Source organism: Streptomyces sp. Je 1-4 4N24 (assembly GCF_026239515.1).
Lineage (GTDB): Bacteria > Actinomycetota > Actinomycetes > Streptomycetales > Streptomycetaceae > Streptomyces > Streptomyces nigrescens.
Genome location: NZ_CP110836.1, coordinates 6,910,685 through 6,930,727 on the forward strand (window position 1 = coordinate 6,910,685; position 20,043 = coordinate 6,930,727).

The 20,043-nt window shown below is 70.4% G+C and carries 17 protein-coding genes and 1 pseudogene; 10 read left to right on the forward strand and 8 right to left on the reverse strand.

Going from position 1 to position 20,043, the window contains the following annotated elements; genetic code table 11:
• Position 1: 1 nt before the first annotated feature.
• From tpiA to pgi, 5 genes and pseudogenes are all read left to right on the forward strand, one after another.
• Complete coding sequence (gene tpiA / locus SLV14N_RS30095) at positions 2-778, forward strand: triose-phosphate isomerase (RefSeq protein ID WP_018091877.1); 777 nt, start codon at positions 2-4, stop codon at positions 776-778.
• A 141-nt stretch (positions 779-919) separates the two neighbouring features.
• Positions 920-1,156 (forward strand): preprotein translocase subunit SecG, encoded by a 237-nt coding sequence (secG, locus tag SLV14N_RS30100; protein ID WP_086719581.1) that lies wholly within the window; start codon positions 920-922, stop codon positions 1,154-1,156.
• A gap of 156 nt (positions 1,157-1,312) precedes the next feature.
• Positions 1,313-1,648, forward strand: a complete 336-nt coding sequence (locus SLV14N_RS30105) for an RNA polymerase-binding protein RbpA (RefSeq protein WP_006606296.1) — start codon at positions 1,313-1,315, stop codon at positions 1,646-1,648.
• Positions 1,649-1,900: 252 nt separating this feature from the next.
• Positions 1,901-3,191 (forward strand): annotated as a pseudogene (locus SLV14N_RS30110) (MFS transporter).
• Between the two features lie 57 nt (positions 3,192-3,248).
• Positions 3,249-4,904 carry a glucose-6-phosphate isomerase gene (pgi, locus tag SLV14N_RS30115; RefSeq protein ID WP_263273326.1) on the forward strand — a complete coding sequence of 552 codons (1,656 nt, stop codon included), beginning with the start codon at positions 3,249-3,251 and terminating at the stop codon, positions 4,902-4,904.
• A gap of 91 nt (positions 4,905-4,995) precedes the next feature.
• Here the strand turns inward: pgi and pgl are convergent, their stop codons facing one another.
• The 5 genes from pgl to tkt are packed head-to-tail and all read right to left on the reverse strand — an operon-like array spanning position 4,996 to position 11,591.
• The gene (gene pgl, locus SLV14N_RS30120; RefSeq protein WP_263271806.1) at positions 4,996-5,778 is read right to left on the reverse strand and encodes a 6-phosphogluconolactonase; all 783 of its coding nucleotides are present in this window, start codon (positions 5,776-5,778) and stop codon (positions 4,996-4,998) included.
• Positions 5,775-6,800 carry a glucose-6-phosphate dehydrogenase assembly protein OpcA gene (gene opcA / locus SLV14N_RS30125; RefSeq protein ID WP_208685184.1) on the reverse strand — a complete coding sequence of 342 codons (1,026 nt, stop codon included), beginning with the start codon at positions 6,798-6,800 and terminating at the stop codon, positions 5,775-5,777. Before opcA ends, pgl begins: the two co-directional genes overlap by 4 nt.
• A complete protein-coding gene (gene zwf / locus SLV14N_RS30130) occupies positions 6,797-8,329 on the reverse strand; it encodes a glucose-6-phosphate dehydrogenase (protein WP_208685186.1) in 1,533 nt (510 codons plus the stop codon). The genes opcA and zwf overlap by 4 nt, the downstream gene beginning before the upstream one ends.
• Before the next feature lie 6 nt (positions 8,330-8,335).
• Positions 8,336-9,454, reverse strand: coding sequence for a transaldolase (gene tal, locus SLV14N_RS30135; RefSeq protein WP_263271807.1), 1,119 nt, complete (start codon positions 9,452-9,454; stop codon positions 8,336-8,338).
• A gap of 34 nt (positions 9,455-9,488) precedes the next feature.
• Positions 9,489-11,591 (reverse strand): transketolase, encoded by a 2,103-nt coding sequence (tkt, locus tag SLV14N_RS30140; protein WP_208685190.1) that lies wholly within the window; start codon positions 11,589-11,591, stop codon positions 9,489-9,491.
• Positions 11,592-12,043: 452 nt separating this feature from the next.
• On the opposite strand from tkt, the gene SLV14N_RS30145 reads away from it, so the two are divergent.
• From SLV14N_RS30145 to SLV14N_RS30155, 3 genes are all read left to right on the forward strand, one after another.
• On the forward strand, positions 12,044-12,997 hold the full coding sequence (locus SLV14N_RS30145) for a heme o synthase (RefSeq protein WP_208685192.1): 954 nt from the start codon (positions 12,044-12,046) through the stop codon (positions 12,995-12,997).
• 46 nt (positions 12,998-13,043) lie between these two features.
• Positions 13,044-13,424 (forward strand): hypothetical protein, encoded by a 381-nt coding sequence (locus SLV14N_RS30150; RefSeq protein WP_208685194.1) that lies wholly within the window; start codon positions 13,044-13,046, stop codon positions 13,422-13,424.
• A gap of 136 nt (positions 13,425-13,560) precedes the next feature.
• Positions 13,561-14,607 carry an amidohydrolase gene (locus SLV14N_RS30155; RefSeq protein ID WP_263271809.1) on the forward strand — a complete coding sequence of 349 codons (1,047 nt, stop codon included), beginning with the start codon at positions 13,561-13,563 and terminating at the stop codon, positions 14,605-14,607.
• Here SLV14N_RS30155 and SLV14N_RS30160 read toward each other — a convergent pair.
• From SLV14N_RS30160 to SLV14N_RS30170, 3 genes are all read right to left on the reverse strand, one after another.
• Entirely contained in the window at positions 14,580-15,584 is a 1,005-nt protein-coding gene (locus SLV14N_RS30160; RefSeq protein WP_208685198.1) for a heme A synthase, read from the reverse strand. The genes SLV14N_RS30155 and SLV14N_RS30160 overlap by 28 nt on opposite strands.
• An 86-nt stretch (positions 15,585-15,670) precedes the next feature.
• Positions 15,671-16,477, reverse strand: coding sequence for an ABC transporter permease (locus SLV14N_RS30165; RefSeq protein ID WP_263271810.1), 807 nt, complete (start codon positions 16,475-16,477; stop codon positions 15,671-15,673).
• Positions 16,474-17,436, reverse strand: coding sequence for an ABC transporter ATP-binding protein (locus SLV14N_RS30170; protein ID WP_263271811.1), 963 nt, complete (start codon positions 17,434-17,436; stop codon positions 16,474-16,476). Before SLV14N_RS30170 ends, SLV14N_RS30165 begins: the two co-directional genes overlap by 4 nt.
• Before the next feature lie 277 nt (positions 17,437-17,713).
• On the opposite strand from SLV14N_RS30170, the gene SLV14N_RS30175 reads away from it, so the two are divergent.
• Positions 17,714-18,571 carry a metalloregulator ArsR/SmtB family transcription factor gene (locus SLV14N_RS30175; protein ID WP_208685202.1) on the forward strand — a complete coding sequence of 286 codons (858 nt, stop codon included), beginning with the start codon at positions 17,714-17,716 and terminating at the stop codon, positions 18,569-18,571.
• On the forward strand, positions 18,568-19,989 hold the full coding sequence (gene sufB / locus SLV14N_RS30180) for a Fe-S cluster assembly protein SufB (RefSeq protein WP_018091860.1): 1,422 nt from the start codon (positions 18,568-18,570) through the stop codon (positions 19,987-19,989). The genes SLV14N_RS30175 and sufB overlap by 4 nt, the downstream gene beginning before the upstream one ends.
• The last annotated feature ends 54 nt before the right edge of the window (positions 19,990-20,043 follow it).

The following is a 20,043-nucleotide window of genomic DNA, read 5'->3' on the forward strand; positions in this document are numbered from 1 at the left end:
CGTGACTGACCGTACCCCGCTGATGGCGGGCAACTGGAAGATGAACCTCAACCACCTCGAGGCCATCGCCCACGTCCAGAAGCTCGCCTTCGCCCTTGCCGACAAGGACTTCGACGCCGTAGAGGTCGCGGTCCTGCCGCCCTTCACCGATCTGCGGTCGGTGCAGACGCTGGTCGACGGCGACAAGCTCAAGATCAAGTACGGCGCCCAGGATCTCTCCGCGCACGACTCCGGTGCCTACACCGGTGAGATCTCCGGCGCGATGCTCGCCAAGCTCAAGTGCGCGTACGTGGCCATCGGCCACAGTGAGCGCCGCCAGTACCACGGTGAGAACGAAGAGATCTGCAACGCCAAGGTCAAGGCCGCCTTCAAGCACGGCATCACCCCGATCCTGTGCGTCGGTGAGGGCCTGGACGTCCGTAAGGCCGGCAACCAGGTCGCGCACACCCTCGCCCAGGTCGACGGCGGTCTGGCCGACGTCCCGGCCGAGCAGGCCGAGACCATCGTGATCGCCTACGAGCCGGTGTGGGCCATCGGCACCGGCGAGGTCGCCACCCCCGAGGACGCGCAGGAGGTCTGCGGTGCGATCCGCGGCCGCCTCGCCGAGCTCTACAGCCAGGAGCTGGCCGACAAGGTCCGCATCCAGTACGGCGGCTCGGTCAAGTCCGGCAATGTCGCGGCGATCATGGCGCAGCCCGACGTCGACGGCGCGCTGATCGGCGGCGCGGCGCTGGACGCGGACGAGTTTGTGAAGATCGTCCGTTTCCGCGACCAGTAGCAGCTATGACGAGGGGGAGCCCTCGTCGTACCCTGTCGGGGCCGGGACCGGTGCAGCAGCACCGCCCCCGGCCCCGCACCATTTGTTCCGTATATCGTGCTCCATACGTCCGTCCGTCAGTCCTAGAGAGTTGGTCCAGCCGTGGTCATCGGGTTCTCGATCGCCCTCATCGTCTTCAGCCTGCTGCTGATGATGCTGGTGCTCATGCACAAGGGAAAGGGCGGCGGCCTGTCCGACATGTTCGGTGGCGGCATGCAGTCCTCGGTCGGAGGCTCCTCGGTCGCCGAGCGCAACCTCGACCGCATCACCATCGTGGTGGGTCTGCTGTGGTTCGCCTGCATTGTGGTGCTCGGCATCCTGATGAAGCTCAGCAACTGACGAGGCGTCGGAAAGGGCGGCCTATCATGAGGGTGGCGTCCTCGGACGGGTAACTCCAGCCACTGGACGCGCGTTGGGCCTTACGTAGACTGGGGCGTTCCGCAGCGCAGCTGCTGCGAGAGGCTGTGCAGCACCATTACGCAGGGAGTTACGACCGTGGCAAGTGGCAACGCGATCCGAGGAAGTCGGGTCGGGGCGGGGCCGATGGGGGAGGCCGAGCGCGGCGAGTCCGCGCCGCGCACCCGCATCTCCTTCTGGTGCTCCAACGGGCACGAGACGCAGCCCAGCTTCGCCGGCGATGCGCAGGTTCCGGACACCTGGGACTGCCCGCGCTGTGGTTTCCCGGCAGGCAAGGACCGGGACAGCCCGCCGGACCCGCCGCGCACCGAGCCGTACAAGACCCACCTCGCCTACGTCCGAGAGCGTCGCAGTGACGCCGACGGTGAGGCGATCCTCGCGGAGGCGCTCGCCAAGCTCCGCGGCGAGATCTGACGGACCAGCACATTTCTCGGCCGGCCCGGCCGGAGGGACACACCCCTCCGGCCGGGCCGGCCGCGTGTGGGTGCCCTCGCGGGCCGTGCGCGCTCCGGGCCGGCCGTGGGCCGCATCTGAGGTAGCGGATGGGGAAGTCGCCCGAGGGCCACTGTCAGTGGTCGCCCGTACCGTTTTCCGTACGCGAACGATGCGGACGATGCGGACGGGGGCGGCATGGCGGGCAGCGGTACGAGCGCGGAAGCGGGCCGCGTGGCAGCTGCGGGCGCGCTCGTCCGGCGCGGCGGCTTCGGCCGGCTGTGGGGCGCCGCCGCCGTCTCCCGCTTCGGTGACGCCCTGCGCGGCACGGCGCTCCCGCTGCTCGCCTACGCCCTGACCGATTCACCGCTGCTGATCTCGCTCGTCACCGCCTGTGGCTTCGTGCCCTGGCTGTTCTTCGGGCTGTTGGGTGGCGCGGTCGCCATGGGGGCACCTCCCTGCTCGAGCGAAGCCGAGAGCTTGGGGGAGGGTGGACCAGCGGCGGGCGATGTGGGCGGTCGATGTGCTGCGCGGGGTGCTGATGGCGGGCTTCGCGCTGGCCGTGGCGCTCGACCGGGTGGGCATCGGGCTGCTGCTCGCGCTGGCCTTCGCGCTCACCACTCTCCAGACACTGTTCGACAACGCTGCTACGGCCCTGTTGCCCGCGGTGGTGCCCAAGGAGGCGCTGGCTGCCGCCAACGCCCGGCTGATGACCGGTCAGGAGCTGGCCGGCCGGTTCGTCGGCGGCCCGCTGGCCCCGGTGCTCATCGGGCTCGGCGCCGCACTCCCGTTCCTGGCCGACGCGGCCACTTACTTCGTCGCGGCCGCCCTCGTCGCCTCCTTGCGCACCGGCCCCGCGGCCAGCCGGCCGGCCACCGCCGGGCACACCGTCCGGCGCGAAGTCGCCGAGGGAATACGGCAGTTGTGGCGGGACCGGGTGCTGCGCGCCTTCTGTGTGTCGGTGGCACTGGGCAATGTCGGCATCGGGGCGCTGATCGCGACCCTGGTGGTGGTCGTCAAGGGCTGGCTGGGCGCCGGGGACTTCGGGTATGCCGTGGTGACCACCGGCTACGGCATCGGCATGGTGGTGGGCGGGCTCCTCGCGGACCGGACGATCGCCGTGGCCGGCGGCAAGGGCCGCACCCTGCTGGTCGCCGGAGTGCTCCAGACAGTGACCCTGGTGGGCTTCGGGACGTTGCGCACGGTCTGGCTCGCGGCCGTGCTCCTGGGCCTGTTCGGCTTCGCCGGCATGGTGTGGAACGTTGTGGAGACCACGGTCGTGCAGCAGCGCAGCCCGGCCGGGATGCTCGGCAGGATCAGCTCCGCCTTCCGTACGGTCTCGGTCGCCGGGACACCGCTCGGCGCGCTGTGCGGCGGCGCGGCCGCCACGGCATACGGCCCCAACGCCCCCGCGCTGCTGGCCGCCGCCCTGCCGGCGCTGGGCGCCGCCGCGTTGATACCTGTTCTTCAGACCGCCGACGGCGCCTCGTCCGACGGCGGACAGATACCTCATACCGCGCGCTGATCAATTAGGTTGGGAGATGGCGGGGCCGGTACGAGATGAAGAAGGCTGATGTCCGAGATGAACGCAGAAGGCCGCAGCAGGCTCGATCAGATGCCTGAGTGGACCGCGCTGGGCAAGCACCGGGAGCAGTTGGCGGAGGTGCATCTGCGCGAGCTGTTCGAGCGGGATCCCGCGCGCGCCGAGCGCTACACCCTCCAGGTCGGCGATCTGCACCTGGACTACTCCAAGCACCTGGTCACCGACGAGACGCTGGGGCTGCTGCGCGAGCTGGCCGCGGCGACCGGTGTGGCCGAGCTGCGGGACGCGATGTTCCGCGGCGAGAAGATCAACATCACCGAGCGGCGCTCCGTGCTGCACACCGCGCTGCGCGCGCCCGGCTCGGCGGTTGTCATGAGCGACGGTGAGAACGTCGTCCCCGGTGTGCAGCACGTCCTGACGAGGATGGGCACCTTCAGCGATCGGGTCCGCTCCGGCGACTGGAAGGGCCACACCGGCAAGCGCATCAAGACCGTCGTCAACATCGGGATCGGCGGCTCGGACCTGGGCCCGGCGATGGCGTACGAGGCGCTGCGCGCCTACACCCACCGGGACATGCAGTTCCGCTTCGTCTCCAACGTGGACGGCGCCGATCTGCACGAGGCGGTCCGCGATCTGGACCCGGCCGAGACGCTGTTCATCATCGCCTCGAAGACCTTCACCACCATCGAGACGATCACCAATGCCACCTCGGCCCGTGAGTGGCTGCTGACCGGTCTGGGCGCCGATGGGGGAGAGGCCGTCGCCAAGCACTTCGTGGCGCTGTCGACCAATGCCGAGAAGGTGGCGGAGTTCGGCATCGACACGGACAACATGTTCGAGTTCTGGGACTGGGTCGGCGGCCGGTACTCCTTCGACTCCGCGATCGGCCTGTCGCTGATGGTCGCGATCGGCCCGGAGCGCTTCCGCGAGATGCTCGCCGGCTTCCACCTCGTCGACGACCACTTCCGCACCGCCCCGCCGGAGGAGAACGCCCCGCTGCTGCTGGGGCTGCTCGGTATCTGGTACGGCAACTTCTGGGACGCCCAGTCGCATGCCGTACTGCCCTACAGCCACTACCTCTCCAAGTTCACCGCCTATCTTCAGCAGCTGGACATGGAGTCCAACGGCAAGTCCGTGGACCGCCAGGGCAACCGGGTCGGCTGGCAGACGGGGCCGGTCGTCTGGGGCACGCCCGGGACGAACGGCCAGCACGCCTACTACCAGCTCCTGCACCAGGGCACGAAGATGATCCCCGCCGATCTCATCGGCTTCGCCGAGCCGGTCGCCGATCTGCGGCCGGGTCTGGTCGCCCAGCACGACCTGCTGATGGCCAATCTCTTCGCCCAGGGCCAGGCGCTGGCCTTCGGCAAGACGCCGGACGAGGTGCGCGCCGAGGGCGTGGCCGAGGAACTGGTGCCCCACAAGACGTTCCCGGGCAACCGCCCCACCACCACGATCCTGGCCGGCGAGCTCAGCCCGTCCGTGCTGGGCCAGTTGATCGCGCTCTACGAGCACAAGGTGTTCGTCCAGGGCGCGGTGTGGGACATCGACTCCTTCGACCAGTGGGGCGTGGAGCTGGGCAAGGTCCTCGCCAAGCGCGTCGAACCGGCCCTGACCGAGGGTGCCGAGGTGCCGGGCCTCGACGCCTCCACCGCCGGTCTGGTCGCCAGGTACCGGGAGCTGCGCGGGCGTTGATCCCCGCGATGGCCGCAGGACCGTCCCGCTGACGCCGTAGGCCCCGCACCCTCCAGGGCGCGGGGCCTACGGCACTGCTGCGGTGACGGGCTCAGGCCGAAGCCGGCGGGTAGAGGCCGCGCGGCAGTTGGGACGCCGCCGCCTCGTCCAGCAGCCACAGGGTCCGGCTGCGGCCCCGTGCGCCGGCCGCCGGGGCCTGCACCTCACCGGCACCGGAGAGGGCGATGGCCGCGGCATTGGCCTTGTCCTCGCCTGCCGCCAGCAGCCAGACCTCCCGTGCCGCTCGAATCGCGGGCAGGGTCAGCGAGATACGGGTCGGCGGCGGCTTCGGTGCGCCGTGCACCCCGACCACCGTCCGCTCCTTCTCGTAGACGGCCGGCAGTTCCGGGAAGAGCGAGGCCACATGGGTGTCCGGGCCGACGCCCAGCAGCAGGACGTCGAAGGACGGCACCGGGCCGTGGTCCTCGGGGCCCGCGGCGGCGGCGAGTTCGATCGCGTACGCCTCGGCGGCGGCGTCGGCGTCATGGCCGTACGGGCCGTCCGCCGGAGGCATGGGGTGCACCCGGGCCGGGTTCAGCGGAACGCTGTCCAGCAGCACCTCCCGGGCCTGGGTGTGGTTGCGCACCGGATCGCCGTCCGGTGCGAACCGCTCGTCGCCCCACCACAGATCGAGCCGGGACCAGTCCACCGCGTCCCGGGCGGGCGCCTCGGCGAGGGCCGCGAGCAGCCCGTTGCCGTTGCGCCCGCCGGTCAGGACCACGGAGGCGGAGCCACGGGCGGTCTGGGCGTCCACGATCTTCGTGATCAGCCGGGCCGCCGCGGCCTTGGCCATCAGCTCCTTGTCGCGGTGGACGACAACCTGCGGAGCACTCACTTGGCGGCCGCCTTCTTCGCGGCCTTCTTCGCCGCGGGCTTGGCCGGACCGCTCCCGTCCGCCGCTTTCTCCTCGGCGGCCGGCTGCTCTCCGTTGCCGTGACCGAGCCGGTCCACGCCGAACTTCAGCGCGCGGGCGTAGATCTCGTCCGGGTCGAGCCGGCGCAGCTCCTCGGCGAGCAGCTCGGAGGTGTCCCGCCGCTTGAGCGCCACCGCACGGTCGGGCTGACCGCGCATGCAGAGCGTGGCCAGCGAGCCGTCCGGGCGGTCCAGGACGATCGCGCCGATGCTGGACTCCATCCGTACGGCCGTCAGACCGGGCCCGCCGGACACCTTGCGGGTGACCGGGACGTTGAGCCGGTCGGCCAGCCACATGGCGAGCAGCTCGCAGCTGGGGTTGAACTCCTCGCCCTCCACCTCGGCCGAGGTGACCGTGCACGGGGCCTGGTCGAGCGCCGCCGCCAGCATCGAGCGCCACGGGGTGATCCGGGTCCAGGACAGGTCCGTGTCGCCCGGCGTGTACGTCTCCGCGCGGGTGGACAGCTCATGGATGGGCTGCTCGGCGGCGTAGGCATCGGTGACCCGGCGCTGGGCCAGCGCACCGAGCGGATCCTGGGCGGGGGCCGCCGGGGCGTTCACCGCCCACCAGACCACGACCGGGGCATCCGGCAGCAGCAGCGGCAGCACAACGGACTGGGCGTGGTCGATGACGTCGCCGTACAGCCGCAATATGACCGTCTCGCCGGTGCCGGCGTCCGTGCCGACCCGCACCTCGGCGTCTAGGCGGGCCTTGGCGCGGTCGCGCGGTGAGCGGCTGACCCGCTTGATGACCACGAGGGTGCGCGAGGGGTGCTCACGGGACGCGTCGTTGGCCGCCTTCAGCGCGTCATAGGCGTTCTCCTCGTCGGTGACGATGACGAGGGTGAGCACCATGCCGATGGCAGGGGTGCCCACGGCGCGACGGCCCTGGACCAACGCCTTGTTGATCTTGCTGGACGTGGTTTCCGTCAGATCGATCTTCATGGGCGACGCCAGCTCCGTCCGTCTCGTGCGAGCATTTCGTCCGCCTCGGTGGGGCCCCAGGTGCCCGCCGGGTACTGCGCGGGCTTGCCGTGCTTGTCCCAGTACTCCTCGATCGGGTCGAGGATCCGCCAGGACCGCTCCACCTCCTCCAGACGCGGGAAGAGGTTGGCGTCGCCGAGCAGCACATCGAGGATCAGCCGTTCATAGGCCTCCGGGCTGGACTCCGTGAAGGACTCGCCGTACGCGAAGTCCATCGACACATCCCGCACCTCCATCGAGGTGCCCGGCACCTTGGAGCCGAACCTCACGGTCACGCCCTCGTCCGGCTGCACCCGGATGACCAGGGCGTTCTGCCCCAGTTCCTCGGTGGCGGTGTGGTCGAAGGGGGAGTGCGGAGCGCGCTGGAAGACCACCGCGATCTCGGTGACCCGGCGGCCCAGGCGCTTGCCGGTGCGCAGGTAGAAGGGGACGCCCGCCCAGCGGCGGTTGTCGATCGACAGCTTGACCGCGGCGTAGGTGTCGGTCTTCGACTTGGGGTCGATACCGTCTTCCTGGAGGTAGCCGACGGCCTTCTCGCCGCCCTGCCAGCCCGCCGCGTACTGCGCGCGGACGGTCTCCTTGCCGAGGTCCTTGGGCAGCCGGACGGCGCCCAGCACCTTGGTCTTCTCCGCGACCAGCGCGTCCGCCTCGAAGGAGGCGGGCTCCTCCATCGCGGTCAGCGCGAGCAGTTGGAGGAGGTGGTTCTGGATGACGTCACGGGCGGCGCCGATGCCGTCGTAGTAGCCGGCCCGGCCGCCGATGCCGATGTCCTCGGCCATCGTGATCTGGACATGGTCGACATAGCTGCGGTTCCACAGCGGCTCGAACATCGTGTTGGCGAACCGCAGCGCCAGGATGTTCTGGACCGTCTCCTTGCCCAGGTAGTGGTCGATCCGGAAGACCTCGTGCGGCGGGAAGACCTCGTGCACGATCCGGTTGAGCTCCTGTGCGCTCTCCAGGTTGTGCCCGAAAGGCTTCTCGATGACCGCGCGGCGCCAGGAGTCCTCCTTCTGGTCGGCCAGCCCGTGCTTCTTCAGCTGCTGGACGACCTTGGGGAAGAACTTCGGGGGCACGGACAGGTAGAAGGCGAAGTTGCCGCCGGTGCCCTGCGCCTTGTCGAGCTCGTTTATCGTCTCCTTGAGCGTCTCGAAGGCCTCGTCGTCGTCGAAGTTGCCCTGGACGAAGCGGCAGCCCTGGACCAGCTGCTGCCAGACCTCCTCGCGGAACGGTGTACGGGAGTGTTCCTTGACCGCCGCGTACACCTCCTGCGCGAAGTCCTCGTGCTCCCACTCGCGACGGGCGAACCCGACGAGGGAGAAGCCCGGTGGGAGCAGCCCCCGGTTGGCGAGGTCGTAGACGGCGGGCATCAGCTTTTTACGGGACAAATCGCCCGTGACGCCAAAAATGACCAGGCCCGACGGCCCCGCGATACGCGGGAGCCGTCGGTCCAGGGCGTCACGGAGCGGGTTGGCTCCGTGTGAGTCAGTCAAGGGAGATCAGCCCTCCGAGGGAGCGAGGCGCTTGAGCTCCGCCTCCGTGGACTTGAGCAGGTCGTTCCAGGACACCGCGAACTTCTCCACGCCCTCATCTTCCAGGAGCTGCACGACGTCGTCGTACGCGATCCCGAGCTCGGCGATCGCGGCCAGGTCGGCCTTGGCCTGCGCGTACGTGCCGCGCACGGTGTCACCGGTGATGTCACCGTGGGCGCCGGTGGCCTCCAGGGTGGCCTCCGGCATGGTGTTGACCGTGCCCGGGGCAACCAGCTCGTCCACGTACAGGGTGTCCTTGTACGCGGGGTCCTTGACGCCGGTCGAGGCCCACAGCGGACGCTGCTTGTTGGCGCCGGCCTTGTCGAGGGCGGCCCAGCGCTCCGAGGAGAAGACCTCCTCGTACGCCTCGTAGGCGAGCCGGGCGTTCGCCAGCGCGGCCTTGCCCTTGAGGGCCTTGGCCTCGTCCGTGCCGAGCTTCTCCAGGCGCTTGTCGATCTCGGTGTCCACACGGGACACGAAGAACGACGCCACCGAACGGATCAGGGACAGGTCCAGGCCCGCGGCCTTGGCCTTCTCCAGGCCCGCCAGGTAGGCGTCCATGACCTCGCGGTAGCGCTCCAGCGAGAAGATCAGCGTGACGTTGACGCTGATGCCCAGGCCGATGACCTCGGTGATCGCCGGCAGACCCGCCTTGGTGGCCGGGATCTTGATCAGCGTGTTCGGGCGGTCCACCAGCCACGCCAGCTGCTTGGCCTCGGCGATGGTCGGGGTGGTGTGGTGCGCCAGGCGCGGGTCGACCTCGATGGAGACCCGGCCGTCCTGGCCGCCGGTGGCGTCGAAGACCGGCCGCAGGATGTCGGCGGCGTCCCGGACGTCCGCCGTCGTGATCATGCGGATGGCTTCCTCGACGGTGACCTTACGGGCGGCGAGATCGGCGACCTGCTGGTCGTAGCCGTGGCCGTCCGAGATCGCCTTCTGGAAGATCGACGGGTTGGTCGTGACGCCGACGACATGCTGCTGGTCGATCAGCTCGGCGAGGTTGCCGGACGTGATGCGCTGGCGCGACAGGTCGTCCAGCCAGATCGCGACGCCTTCGTCGGAGAGGCGCTTGAGTGCGTCTGTCATGGGTTCTGCATCTCCTACTTGTCGTGTACGGGCGTCAGCGCGCGGCGGCTTCGAGCGATTCCCGGGCCGCGCCCGCCACCGCGTCGGCGGTGAAGCCGAACTCGCGGAAGAGGACCTTGCCGTCGGCCGAGGCACCGAAGTGCTCCAGGGAGACGATGCGCCCGGCGTCACCGACGAAACGGTGCCAGGTCAGACCGATGCCGGCTTCGACGGCGACCCGGGCCCGGACGGACGGGGGCAGCACACTGTCGCGGTAGGCCTGGTCCTGCTGGTCGAACCACTCGACCGACGGCATCGACACCACGCGGGTGGGAATGCCCTCGGCCTGCAGCTGCTCCCGCGCCTCGACGGCGAGCTGCACCTCGGAACCGGTACCGATCAGCACCACCTGCGGCTCGGCGTCCTGCCCCTCGGGGCCGGTGGCGTCGAAGAGGACGTAACCACCCTTGGCGGTGGCCTCGTTGGCGGGGTACGTCGGCACGCCCTGACGGGTCAGCGCGAGGCCGTGCGGGGCCCCCACGCCGTACTCCTTCGTGTAGCGCCGCAGGATCTCGCGCCAGGCGATCGCGGTCTCGTTGGCGTCGGCCGGGCGCACGATGTTGAGGCCCGGGATGGCGCGCAGCGAGGCGAGGTGCTCGATGGGCTGGTGGGTCGGGCCGTCCTCGCCCAGACCGATGGAGTCGTGCGTCCACACGTACGTCACCGGCAGGTGCATCAGCGCGGACAGCCGGACGGCGTTGCGCATGTAGTCGGAGAACACCAGGAAGGTGCCGCCGTAGATGCGGGTGTTGCCGTGCAGCGCGATGCCGTTCATCTCCGCGGCCATGGAGTGCTCGCGGATGCCGAAGTGGATCGTGCGGCCGTAAGGGTCGGCACCCGGCAGCGGGTTGTCCGCCGGGAGGAACGAGGAGGCCTTGTCGATCGTGGTGTTGTTGGAGCCCGCGAGGTCGGCCGAGCCGCCCCACAGCTCCGGAATCACCGCGCCGAGGGCGTGCAGCACCTTGCCGGACGCGGCGCGGGTGGCCACGGCCTTGCCGGTCTCGAACGCGGGGAGGTGCTCCTCCCAGCCCTCGGGCAGCTCGCCCGCCGCGATCCGGTCGAACTCCGCGGCACGCTCCGTGTTGGCGGCGCGCCAGTCGGCGAAGGACTTCTCCCACTCCTTCTTGGCGTCGCGGCCGCGGTCGAGGGCGGCGCGGGTGTGCGCGAGCACCTCGTCGGAGACGTCGAAGGACTTCTCCGGGTCGAAGCCCAGGACGCGCTTGGTGGCCGCGACCTCCTCGTCACCCAGCGCCGAGCCGTGCGCGGCCTCGGTGTTCTGGGCGTTGGGGGCGGGCCAGGCGATGATCGAGCGCATCGCGATGAACGACGGGCGCTCGGTCTCGGCCTTGGCGGCCTCGATGGCCCTGGCCAGGCCGGCCGGGTCCAGGTCGCCGTTGGGCAGCTGCGCCACGCGCTGGACGTGCCAGCCGTAGGCCTCGTAGCGCTTGAGGGTGTCCTCGGAGACCGCGGTCTCGGTGTCGCCCTCGATGGAGATGTGGTTGTCGTCCCACAGCAGGACGAGGTTGCCGAGCTTCTGGTGGCCCGCCAGGGAGGACGCCTCGGCGGAGATGCCCTCCTGGAGGCAGCCGTCACCGGCGATGCAGAAGATGGTGTGGTCGAAGGGCGAGGTGCCCTGGGCCGCCTCGGGGTCGAACAGGCCGCGCTCGTAGCGCGACGCCATCGCCATGCCGACCGCGTTGGCGACACCCTGGCCCAGCGGACCCGTGGTGGTCTCCACGCCAGTGGTGTGGCCGTACTCGGGGTGGCCCGGGGTCTTCGAGCCCCAGGTGCGGAACGCCTTCAGGTCGTCCAGCTCCAGGCCGTAACCGGCGAGGTAGAGCTGGATGTAGAGGGTCAGGCTGGAGTGGCCCGCGGAGAGGACGAACCGGTCGCGGCCGGTCCAGTTCGCGTCCGCCGGGTCGTGCCGCATCAGCTTCTGGAAGAGCAGGTAGGCGGCCGGCGCCAGGCTCATGGCCGTACCGGGATGGCCGTTACCGACCTTCTGCACGGAATCCATGGCCAGGACACGGACGGTATCCACTGCCCGCTGATCCAGTTCGGTCCACTCGAGATCTGTGGTGGTCGGCTTGGTGCTCACCCTGAGTCAGGGCTCCTCTCCACATGTCGAATGCCGCGGACGGTATGTCCGCCAGGCGGTGTCGAGCCTACCCCCGCCAGTGCGTGCGTCTTTTCGACGCTCAGTCGGTGTTTTCGGCGCTCAGTCGGTGTGCTGCTGTCGCGGCGGCCCGTCGCTTCGGGCAACCAAATCAGGACTTCTGGCATTCCGGTCCCAGATGTGCGGGCCCTACGACCAGACTGCCGGGCGGTGGTCCGGTTCGCCTCCTGAACGCCGGGCGGGCACCCGGGGAGAGGTGCCGCCGCCGCACCGCCGCCCGCCGCCCAACACGACCCCACCCCCGCGAAGATCGCTGTATGGCCAACGTCTAAAGTGGCGTGGTACGCGCAAGCCCTACACCGCGTCTTCACCGCCGGACGGGCTTGCATGCCTTTTCTCTTCCGCGGCAGAGGCCGCTGACGTTACTTCCAGGGGTGTGCGTGACGGCCGTCGAATCCCGTCCTGCGGGGCTTGCTCAGGTCCCCGGGAATCCCGGTGAGCGGCCGTTCGGGGCCCGCGTCAAAGGGTTCGTGGCACTGACCAAGCCACGGGTCATCGAGCTGCTGCTGATGACCACCGTGCCGGTGATGTTCCTGGCCGCCAAGGGAGTGCCCGATCTGTGGCTGGTCCTGGCGACCTGCATCGGCGGCTACCTCTCCGCCGGCGGCGCCGCGGCCTTCAACATGTACCTCGACCGCGACATCGACGCGCTGATGGACCGCACGTCCCAGCGTCCGCTGATCACCGGCATGGTGAGCCCCCGTGAATGCCTGGTCTTCGCGACCGTCCTCGCGGTCGGCTCCACCGCCTGGTTCTGGTACCTCGTCAACCCGCTGTCGGCGATGCTGTCACTCGCTGCGCTGCTTTTCTATGTCGTCGTCTACACGATGATCCTCAAGCGGCGCACCTCGCAGAACATCGTCTGGGGCGGTATCGCCGGCTGCATGCCGGTCTTCATCGGCTGGTCGTCGGTGACGAACTCCGTCTCCTGGGCCTCGTTCATCCTCTTCCTGGTCATCTTCTTCTGGACGCCGCCGCATTACTGGCCGCTGTCGATGAAGGTCAAGGACGACTACGAGCGGGTCGGTGTGCCGATGCTGCCGGCCGTCGCGGGCAACAAGGTGGTCGCCCGGCAGATCGTCGCCTACAGCTGGGTGATGGTGGCGGTGTCGCTGCTGCTGCAGCCGCTGGGCTACACCGGCTGGTTCTACACCGCGGTCGCGCTCGTCTGCGGAGCCTTCTGGCTCAAGGAGGCGCACGGCCTCCAGGCCCGCGCGAAGGCCGGCATCACGGGCGCCAAGCTCAAGGAGATGCGGCTGTTCCACTGGTCCATCACCTATGTGTCGCTGCTGTTCGTCGCCGTCGCGGTGGACCCCTTCCTGCGCTGAGAGGTGTGGGGGATCACCCTCACAATTGGCCGTACTCGCGGGTAGCATGCTGTCCATGGCAGACACCCAGCAGGCGGAAGAGCAGGTGGAGGCGGCGGCCGGCACGGCGGCCGACAAGCGGGCCGGCCGGCGCACGGCCAAGCTCACCAAGCAGATCCGCGCCTTTGCCGACACCCACGGCGGCAGCGCCGAGGGCCAGCTCGCGCACATCGGCCGCGGCCGCATCCGGATCGCCCTCGTCGGGGCCAACGGCGAGTGGGGCAACCTCGTCGCGGACTCCTTCGGCTCCGCCAAGGACGCCGCCGCCGCGGCCGGCCTCACCCTCCAGGACGACTTCGACGGTGACCTCGCCGCCAGGGTCCGCACCGGCCGCTACGAGTGGTCCCGGATGGCGGGCATCCAGGTCGGCGGCCCGGCCAACGCCTGACGGGCGGCACCCGGGCGCCGTGCGCCGGAGCGTACGCCGGAAGCGGAGCCCGCTACCTCACCACTACCTCGTCCGTTAAGCCCACCAGGCGCGGCGCTCCGGCCGCGTCCGGCGGGCACTCGGCGAGGGGAAGCGGATGGACGGACTTCCACCGCTCATCGACCAGTACAGCCTCGGCGCGGTGCACGACGAGCTCGGCCTCGGCTCCTTCGAGACCCACCTCGCCGCCGCGGCCGGCGCCTACGGCCCGGCCCCCGCAGGCACCAGCTACTTCGACAGCTTCACCGGCCTCGCGATACGCCGCTGGTGCCCCCCGCTGCTCGGCCTGGAACCGCACTGCCCGCCCGCCCGCTACCTGGCCCGCAGACGCGAGGTCGGCGCCTTCCGGGCCGGACGCATGCTGCTGCGCGGCTCCGGAATCGGCACCTTCCTGCTGGAGGCCGGGACCCCCAGCAATCTGACCTCGGCCACCGAACTCGCCACCGCCGCCGCGGGCCGCACCCACGAGGTCGTACGGCTCGAACCGCTCGCCGAGCAGGTCGCCGACACCTCCGGCAGCGTCGATTCCTTCATCGGCTACACCGCCGAGGCCCTCTACGCCGCGGCCCAGCACGCCACCGCCTTCGCCTCCGGCGCCACCTACTGCGAGGGGCACGCCCCGGAGGCCGGTGAGGTGCGGCGGGCCGCGGACCGCTGGCTGCGCGGCCGCCGGCCCGGGGAACGGCTCGGGGAGCCCGCGCTCGTACGGCATCTGCTGTGGAGCGCGGTGGCGACCGGTCTGCCGGTGCAGCTGCACTGCCCCGATCCGCAGCCGCTGGCGGCCTTCCTGCGCGCTACTACCGGCATCGGCTCGGATCTCGTCCTGCTGCCGGAGGCGCCGCACCACCGGCGGGCGGCGCAGCTCGCCGCGGTGCACGCCCATGTGTACGCGGATGCCGGGCCCTGTCCCGAGGAGACGCTGGGCCAGGCACCGTTCGGCAAGCTGCTGTTCTCCTCGGGCGCCCGGGGGCTGCCCGAGCTCTATGTGACCGGCGCCCGGTGTTTCCTGCGGGCCATGGCGCGCCTCGTACGGGAGTGGACCGACGAGGGCCTGTGCGGGCCCGGGGACGGGCGGCGGATCACCGAGACGATCGGGTTCGGGACGGCGCGGCGGGTCTACCGGCTGAGCGCGGGGGCCGCCTGAGGCTCCGGTGCCTCGTGCTCGCCGGAGGGGGCGGGCTCGCCGGGGTCCTCCTCCAGAAGCGGACCGCGGTCGCGCAGGGAAAGACAGACCCGCAGCACCCAGATCCACACCAGGGCCGAGCCCAGCATGTGGAGCCCGATGACGATCTCGGGCAGGCCCGTGAAGTACTGGACGTAGCCGATGACGCCCTGCGCGGCGATACAGGCGAACAGCCCCAGGAGCATCCGGCGCGGGGCGGCCGGTGCCTTGACGGCGCGCAGGGTGAACCACAGGGCGACGGACAGGCCGACGACGATGTAGACGAAGTCGACGTGGAGCTGGGTGATCTCCTGCCAGTCCAGCGGGATGCGGTGGACCTTCTTGGCGTCGCCCGCGTGCGGGCCCGTGCCGGTGACGACCGTGCCGATGACCGTGAGCGCGCCGGTCGCGGCCACCAGCAGCCAGGCCAGCTGCCGCGCCGGACGGGCGACCAGGTCGCGCGGCTCCTCGTCGCCCTCGCCCGCCCGCTTCCAGCTCAGCACGGCGACCGTGAGAAGCGCCGTGGCCGCAAGGAAGTGCGAGCTGACGATGTACGGGTTCAGGCCGGTCAGGACCGTGATACCGCCGACGACGGCATTGCTCATGACGAGCCAGAACTGCACCCAGCCGAGCCGGGTGAGCGAGCGGCGCCGGGGGTGACGGGCGCGGGCGGCGATGATGAACAGCCCGACGACCACGCACAGCACATACGTCAGCATGCGGTTGCCGAACTCGATGAGGCCGTTGATGCCCATCGCGGCGGTCGGAGTCAGGCTGTCCGGCGTGCACTTGGGCCAGGTCGAGCAGCCCAGCCCGGACTGCGAGAGCCGGACCGCGCCACCCGTGACGACGATGATCACGGCCATCACGACGGTGGCCAGCGCGGCCCGTCGTACGAAGGCCGCGGACGGCTGCCAGCGGCGGGCGATCAGCTCAAGGGGATTCAGCGTGTTCGGCACGGGAGCCATCGTAGGCGGCCCCTTGTGCAAACTTTCACGAGGGGTGCGTTCGCGACGGAACCAACCGTCCGAGCCGCCTCGGCCGCTCACTCCCAGCGGAAGAACCGCGCCGCGGCCCCCAGCCCCAGCGCCGCCCACACCGCGAGGATGCCGAGGTCAGGCCACGGGACGCCGGCGCCGTGCTGGAGCACCTCGCGCAGCCCGTCGGACAGTGCCGTGATCGGCAGCAGCCCGAGCACGCCCTGGGCGGCCTCCGGGAACTTGTCCAGCGGGACGATCACGCCGCCGCCGACCAGCAGCAGCAGGAACACCAGGTTGGCCGCCGCGAGGGTGGCCTCCGCCTTGAGCGTGCCGGCCATCAGCAGGCCCAGACCGGAGAAGGCGGCGGTGCCCAGGAGGAGCAGCAGAGCCACCGTGAGCGGACTGCCCTGCGGGGACCAGCCCAGCGCGAGCGCGACCGCGGTCAGCAGCGCGATCTGCAGGACCTCGGTGACCAGTACCGCACAGGTCTTGGCGGTCATCAGCCCCCAGCGCGGCAGCGGCGAGACGGCCAGCCGCTTGAGCACGCCGTAGCGCCGCTCGAAGCCGGTCGCGATGGCCTGGCCGGTGAAGGCGGTCGACAGCACGGCGAGCGCCAGGACACCGGGCGCGAGGAAGTCGACGGACCGGCCCGCGCCGCCGGCCGTGCCGGTGGGCACCGCGATGATGTCGACGGCGGAGAACAGCACCAGCAGCAGCGTCGGGATGATCACGGTCAGCAGTAGCTGCTCACCGTTGCGCAGCAGCATCCTGGTCTCCAGGGCCGCCTGCGCGCGGATCATCCGGGGCAGCGGAGCCGCACCGGGCCGCGGGCTGAACGTGCCGGTGACGCCGCCGGCCTCGGTGGTGGTCATGCGCGCAGCTCCTTGCCCGTGAGCTCCAAAAAGACGTCCTCCAGGGTGTGCCGCTCGACGGCTATCGCGTCGGGCATCACGCCGTTCTGGGCGCACCAGGAGGCGACGGTGGCCAGCAGCTGCGGGTTGACCTTGCCGTGGACGCGGTAGACGCCGGAGGCGGGCTCCGCGGCGGCGCTGTCCGCGGGCAGCGCCTTGAGGAGCGAGGCGAGGTCGAGTCCGGGGCGGCCGGTGAAGCGCAGGCTGTTCTCCGCGCCGCCGCGGCACAGCTCGTCCGGGCTGCCCTGGGCGATCACCCGGCCGCCGTCGATGATCGCGACATCGTCGGCGAGCTGCTCGGCCTCGTCCATGAAGTGCGTGGTCAGTACGGTGCTGACGCCGTCGGCGCGTAGTTCCCGTACGAGGTCCCAGGTGGCGTGGCGGGCCTGCGGGTCGAGTCCGGCCGTCGGCTCGTCCAGGAAGACCAGCTCGGGGCGGCCGACCACGGCCATCGCCAGCGCCAGCCGTTGTTGCTGGCCGCCGGACAGCCGCCGGTAGGGGGTCCGGCCGCAGCTGCCGAGGCCGAGCCGGTCGATGAGCGTGCCGACGTCGAGGGGGTGGGCGTGCAGGGTGGCGGTGTGCCGCAGCATCTCCTCCGCCTTGGCGCCCGCGTAGACGCCGCCGGACTGCAGCATCACGCCGATCCGCGGCCGCAGTGCCGCGGCGTCGGCGACCGGGTCCAGGCCCAGGACCCGCACCCGGCCGGCGTCCGGGCGGCGGTAGCCCTCGCAGGTCTCGACGGTGGTGGTCTTGCCGGCGCCGTTCGGGCCGAGCACGGCGGTCACCGCGCCGCGGGCGACGGTCAGATCGAGCCCGTCCACGGCGGTCTTGGTCCCGTATCGCTTGACCAGGCCGGTGATCTCGACGGCAGGCTCTCGGCCGGGGGGCCGGGGGGCGCCCCCCGGGGAGGTGCTGGGCATGCCGGGCAGTCTACGGAGAGTGGCAGGCCGGCCTCCAATGGGGGCGTGGGCCCTCACCGGCGCCCGTTCCCCGGTCTGGCGGTGTGTGACCGCACGGGTTTCCACGCCCGTGAGCCGTGGTGCGCCGTTGCCGGGCCGGGGCGGACCTTCGCAGGTCGGCACCGCTTCCGCCGCCCCGGCAGGTACTTGATTTAGGTAACCCTAAGTGATAGAGGCCACCCATCCGTGATCCGGACGAGGCTTGTATCGCTTTGACGAATTACGCAACAATGGCGTTGTGAAATACGCGAGCGAGGAACAGGAAGGGCCCGCGGTCGAGCAGACCGAAGGGCCGGCCGCCTCCGCGCCCGAGCAGACCGAGCGGCGCGGGCCCGCCCCGCACGCCGCGGCGCCGCACGACGAACAGCAGGGCACCCGCAACAGGGTCGCCCGCTCCATCCTCGACCACGGTCCGTCCACCGCGGCCGAGCTCGCCCTTCGCCTGGAGCTGACCCAGGCGGCCGTCCGGCGGCATCTGGACGCGCTGGCCGCGGAGGGCGTCGTCGAGCCCCGCGAGAAGCGCGTCTACGGCACCCGTGGCCGTGGCCGCCCGGCCAGGGCCTTCGCCCTCACCGACTGCGGACGGGACGCCTTCGACCAGGCCTACGACCAGCTCGCCACCGACGCGCTGCGCTGGATCGCGCAGAGCGCGGGCGGCGGCGAGCAGGGCGAGGCGGCCGTCGCCGCGTTCGCCCGTGCGCGCCTCGCCGCGCAGGCCGAGGGCTACCGCGAGGCGGTCGAGGCCGCCGAGCCGGAGGCCCGTACCGAGGCCCTTGCGAAGGCGTTGACCGCGGACGGGTACGCTGCTACGGCGCGCAGCGCCCCCAATCCCCAGCTCGGTGAACAGCTCTGCCAGCACCACTGCCCGGTCGCGCATGTCGCCGAGCAGTACCCGCAGCTGTGTGAGGCGGAGACCGAGGTCTTCTCCCGATTGCTCGGGACCCATGTACAGCGTCTTGCCACCATCGCCCATGGCGACGGGGTGTGCACGACCTTCGTCCCGAAGGCCGGTGCCGGCAAGGCCGCTCACAGCACCGCACGCACCACCAAGACCACCACAGCATCTGCAAGCACGGCCGGGAGGAACCCCGCATGACGCTCCCTACGGAGACTGCTCACCCTGAGCTCGAGGGTCTGGGCAAGTACGAATACGGCTGGGCCGACTCCGACGTGGCCGGCGCTTCCGCCAAGCGCGGCCTTTCCGAGGCCGTCGTCCGCGACATCTCGGCGAAGAAGAACGAGCCGGAGTGGATGCTCAAGCTCCGCCTCAAGGGTCTGAAGCTGTTCGACAAGAAGCCCATGCCGAACTGGGGCTCGGACCTGTCGGGCATCGACTTCGACAACATCAAGTACTTCGTCCGCTCCACCGAGCAGCAGGCCGCCTCCTGGGAGGACCTGCCCGAGGACATCAAGAACACCTACGACAAGCTCGGCATCCCCGAGGCGGAGAAGCAGCGCCTGGTCGCCGGTGTCGCCGCGCAGTACGAGTCCGAGGTCGTCTACCACCAGATCCGTGAGGACCTGGAGGAGCAGGGCGTCATCTTCCTGGACACCGACACCGCGCTCAAGGAGCACCCGGAGCTCTTCCAGGAGTACTTCGGCACGGTCATCCCGGTCGGCGACAACAAGTTCGCGTCGCTGAACAGCGCGGTGTGGTCCGGCGGCTCGTTCATCTACGTGCCCAAGGGTGTCCACGTCGACATCCCGCTGCAGGCCTACTTCCGGATCAACACCGAGAACATGGGCCAGTTCGAGCGGACGCTGATCATCGTCGACGAGGACGCCTACGTCCACTACGTCGAGGGCTGCACGGCGCCGATCTACAAGTCGGACTCGCTGCACTCCGCGGTGGTCGAGATCATCGTGAAGAAGGGCGGCCGCTGCCGCTACACGACCATCCAGAACTGGTCGAACAACGTCTACAACCTGGTCACCAAGCGCGCCGTCGCCTACGAGGGCGCGACCATGGAGTGGGTCGACGGCAACCTCGGCTCCAAGGTGACCATGAAGTACCCGGCGGTCTACCTCATGGGCGAGCACGCCAAGGGCGAGACCCTGTCCATCGCCTTCGCGGGCGAGGGCCAGCACCAGGACGCCGGCTCCAAGATGGTCCACATGGCGCCGAACACCTCCTCCAACATCGTCTCCAAGTCGGTGGCGCGAGGCGGCGGCCGGACCTCCTACCGCGGTCTGGTCGAGATCGGCGAGGGCGCCGCGGGCTCCAAGTCCAACGTGCTGTGTGACGCCCTGCTGGTGGACACCATCTCCCGTTCGGACACCTACCCCTACGTCGACGTCCGCGAGGACGACGTGTCGATGGGCCACGAGGCGACCGTCTCCAAGGTCAGCGAGGACCAGCTCTTCTACCTGATGGCCCGCGGCCTGACGGAGTTCGAGGCCATGGCGATGATCGTGCGCGGCTTCGTCGAGCCGATCGCCCGTGAGCTGCCGATGGAGTACGCGCTGGAGCTGAACCGGCTGATCGAGCTGCAGATGGAAGGCGCGGTCGGCTGACACCCGGCCCCCAGGCAGCAACGGATTCACGAGGCAGCGTCCTCTTCAAGAAAG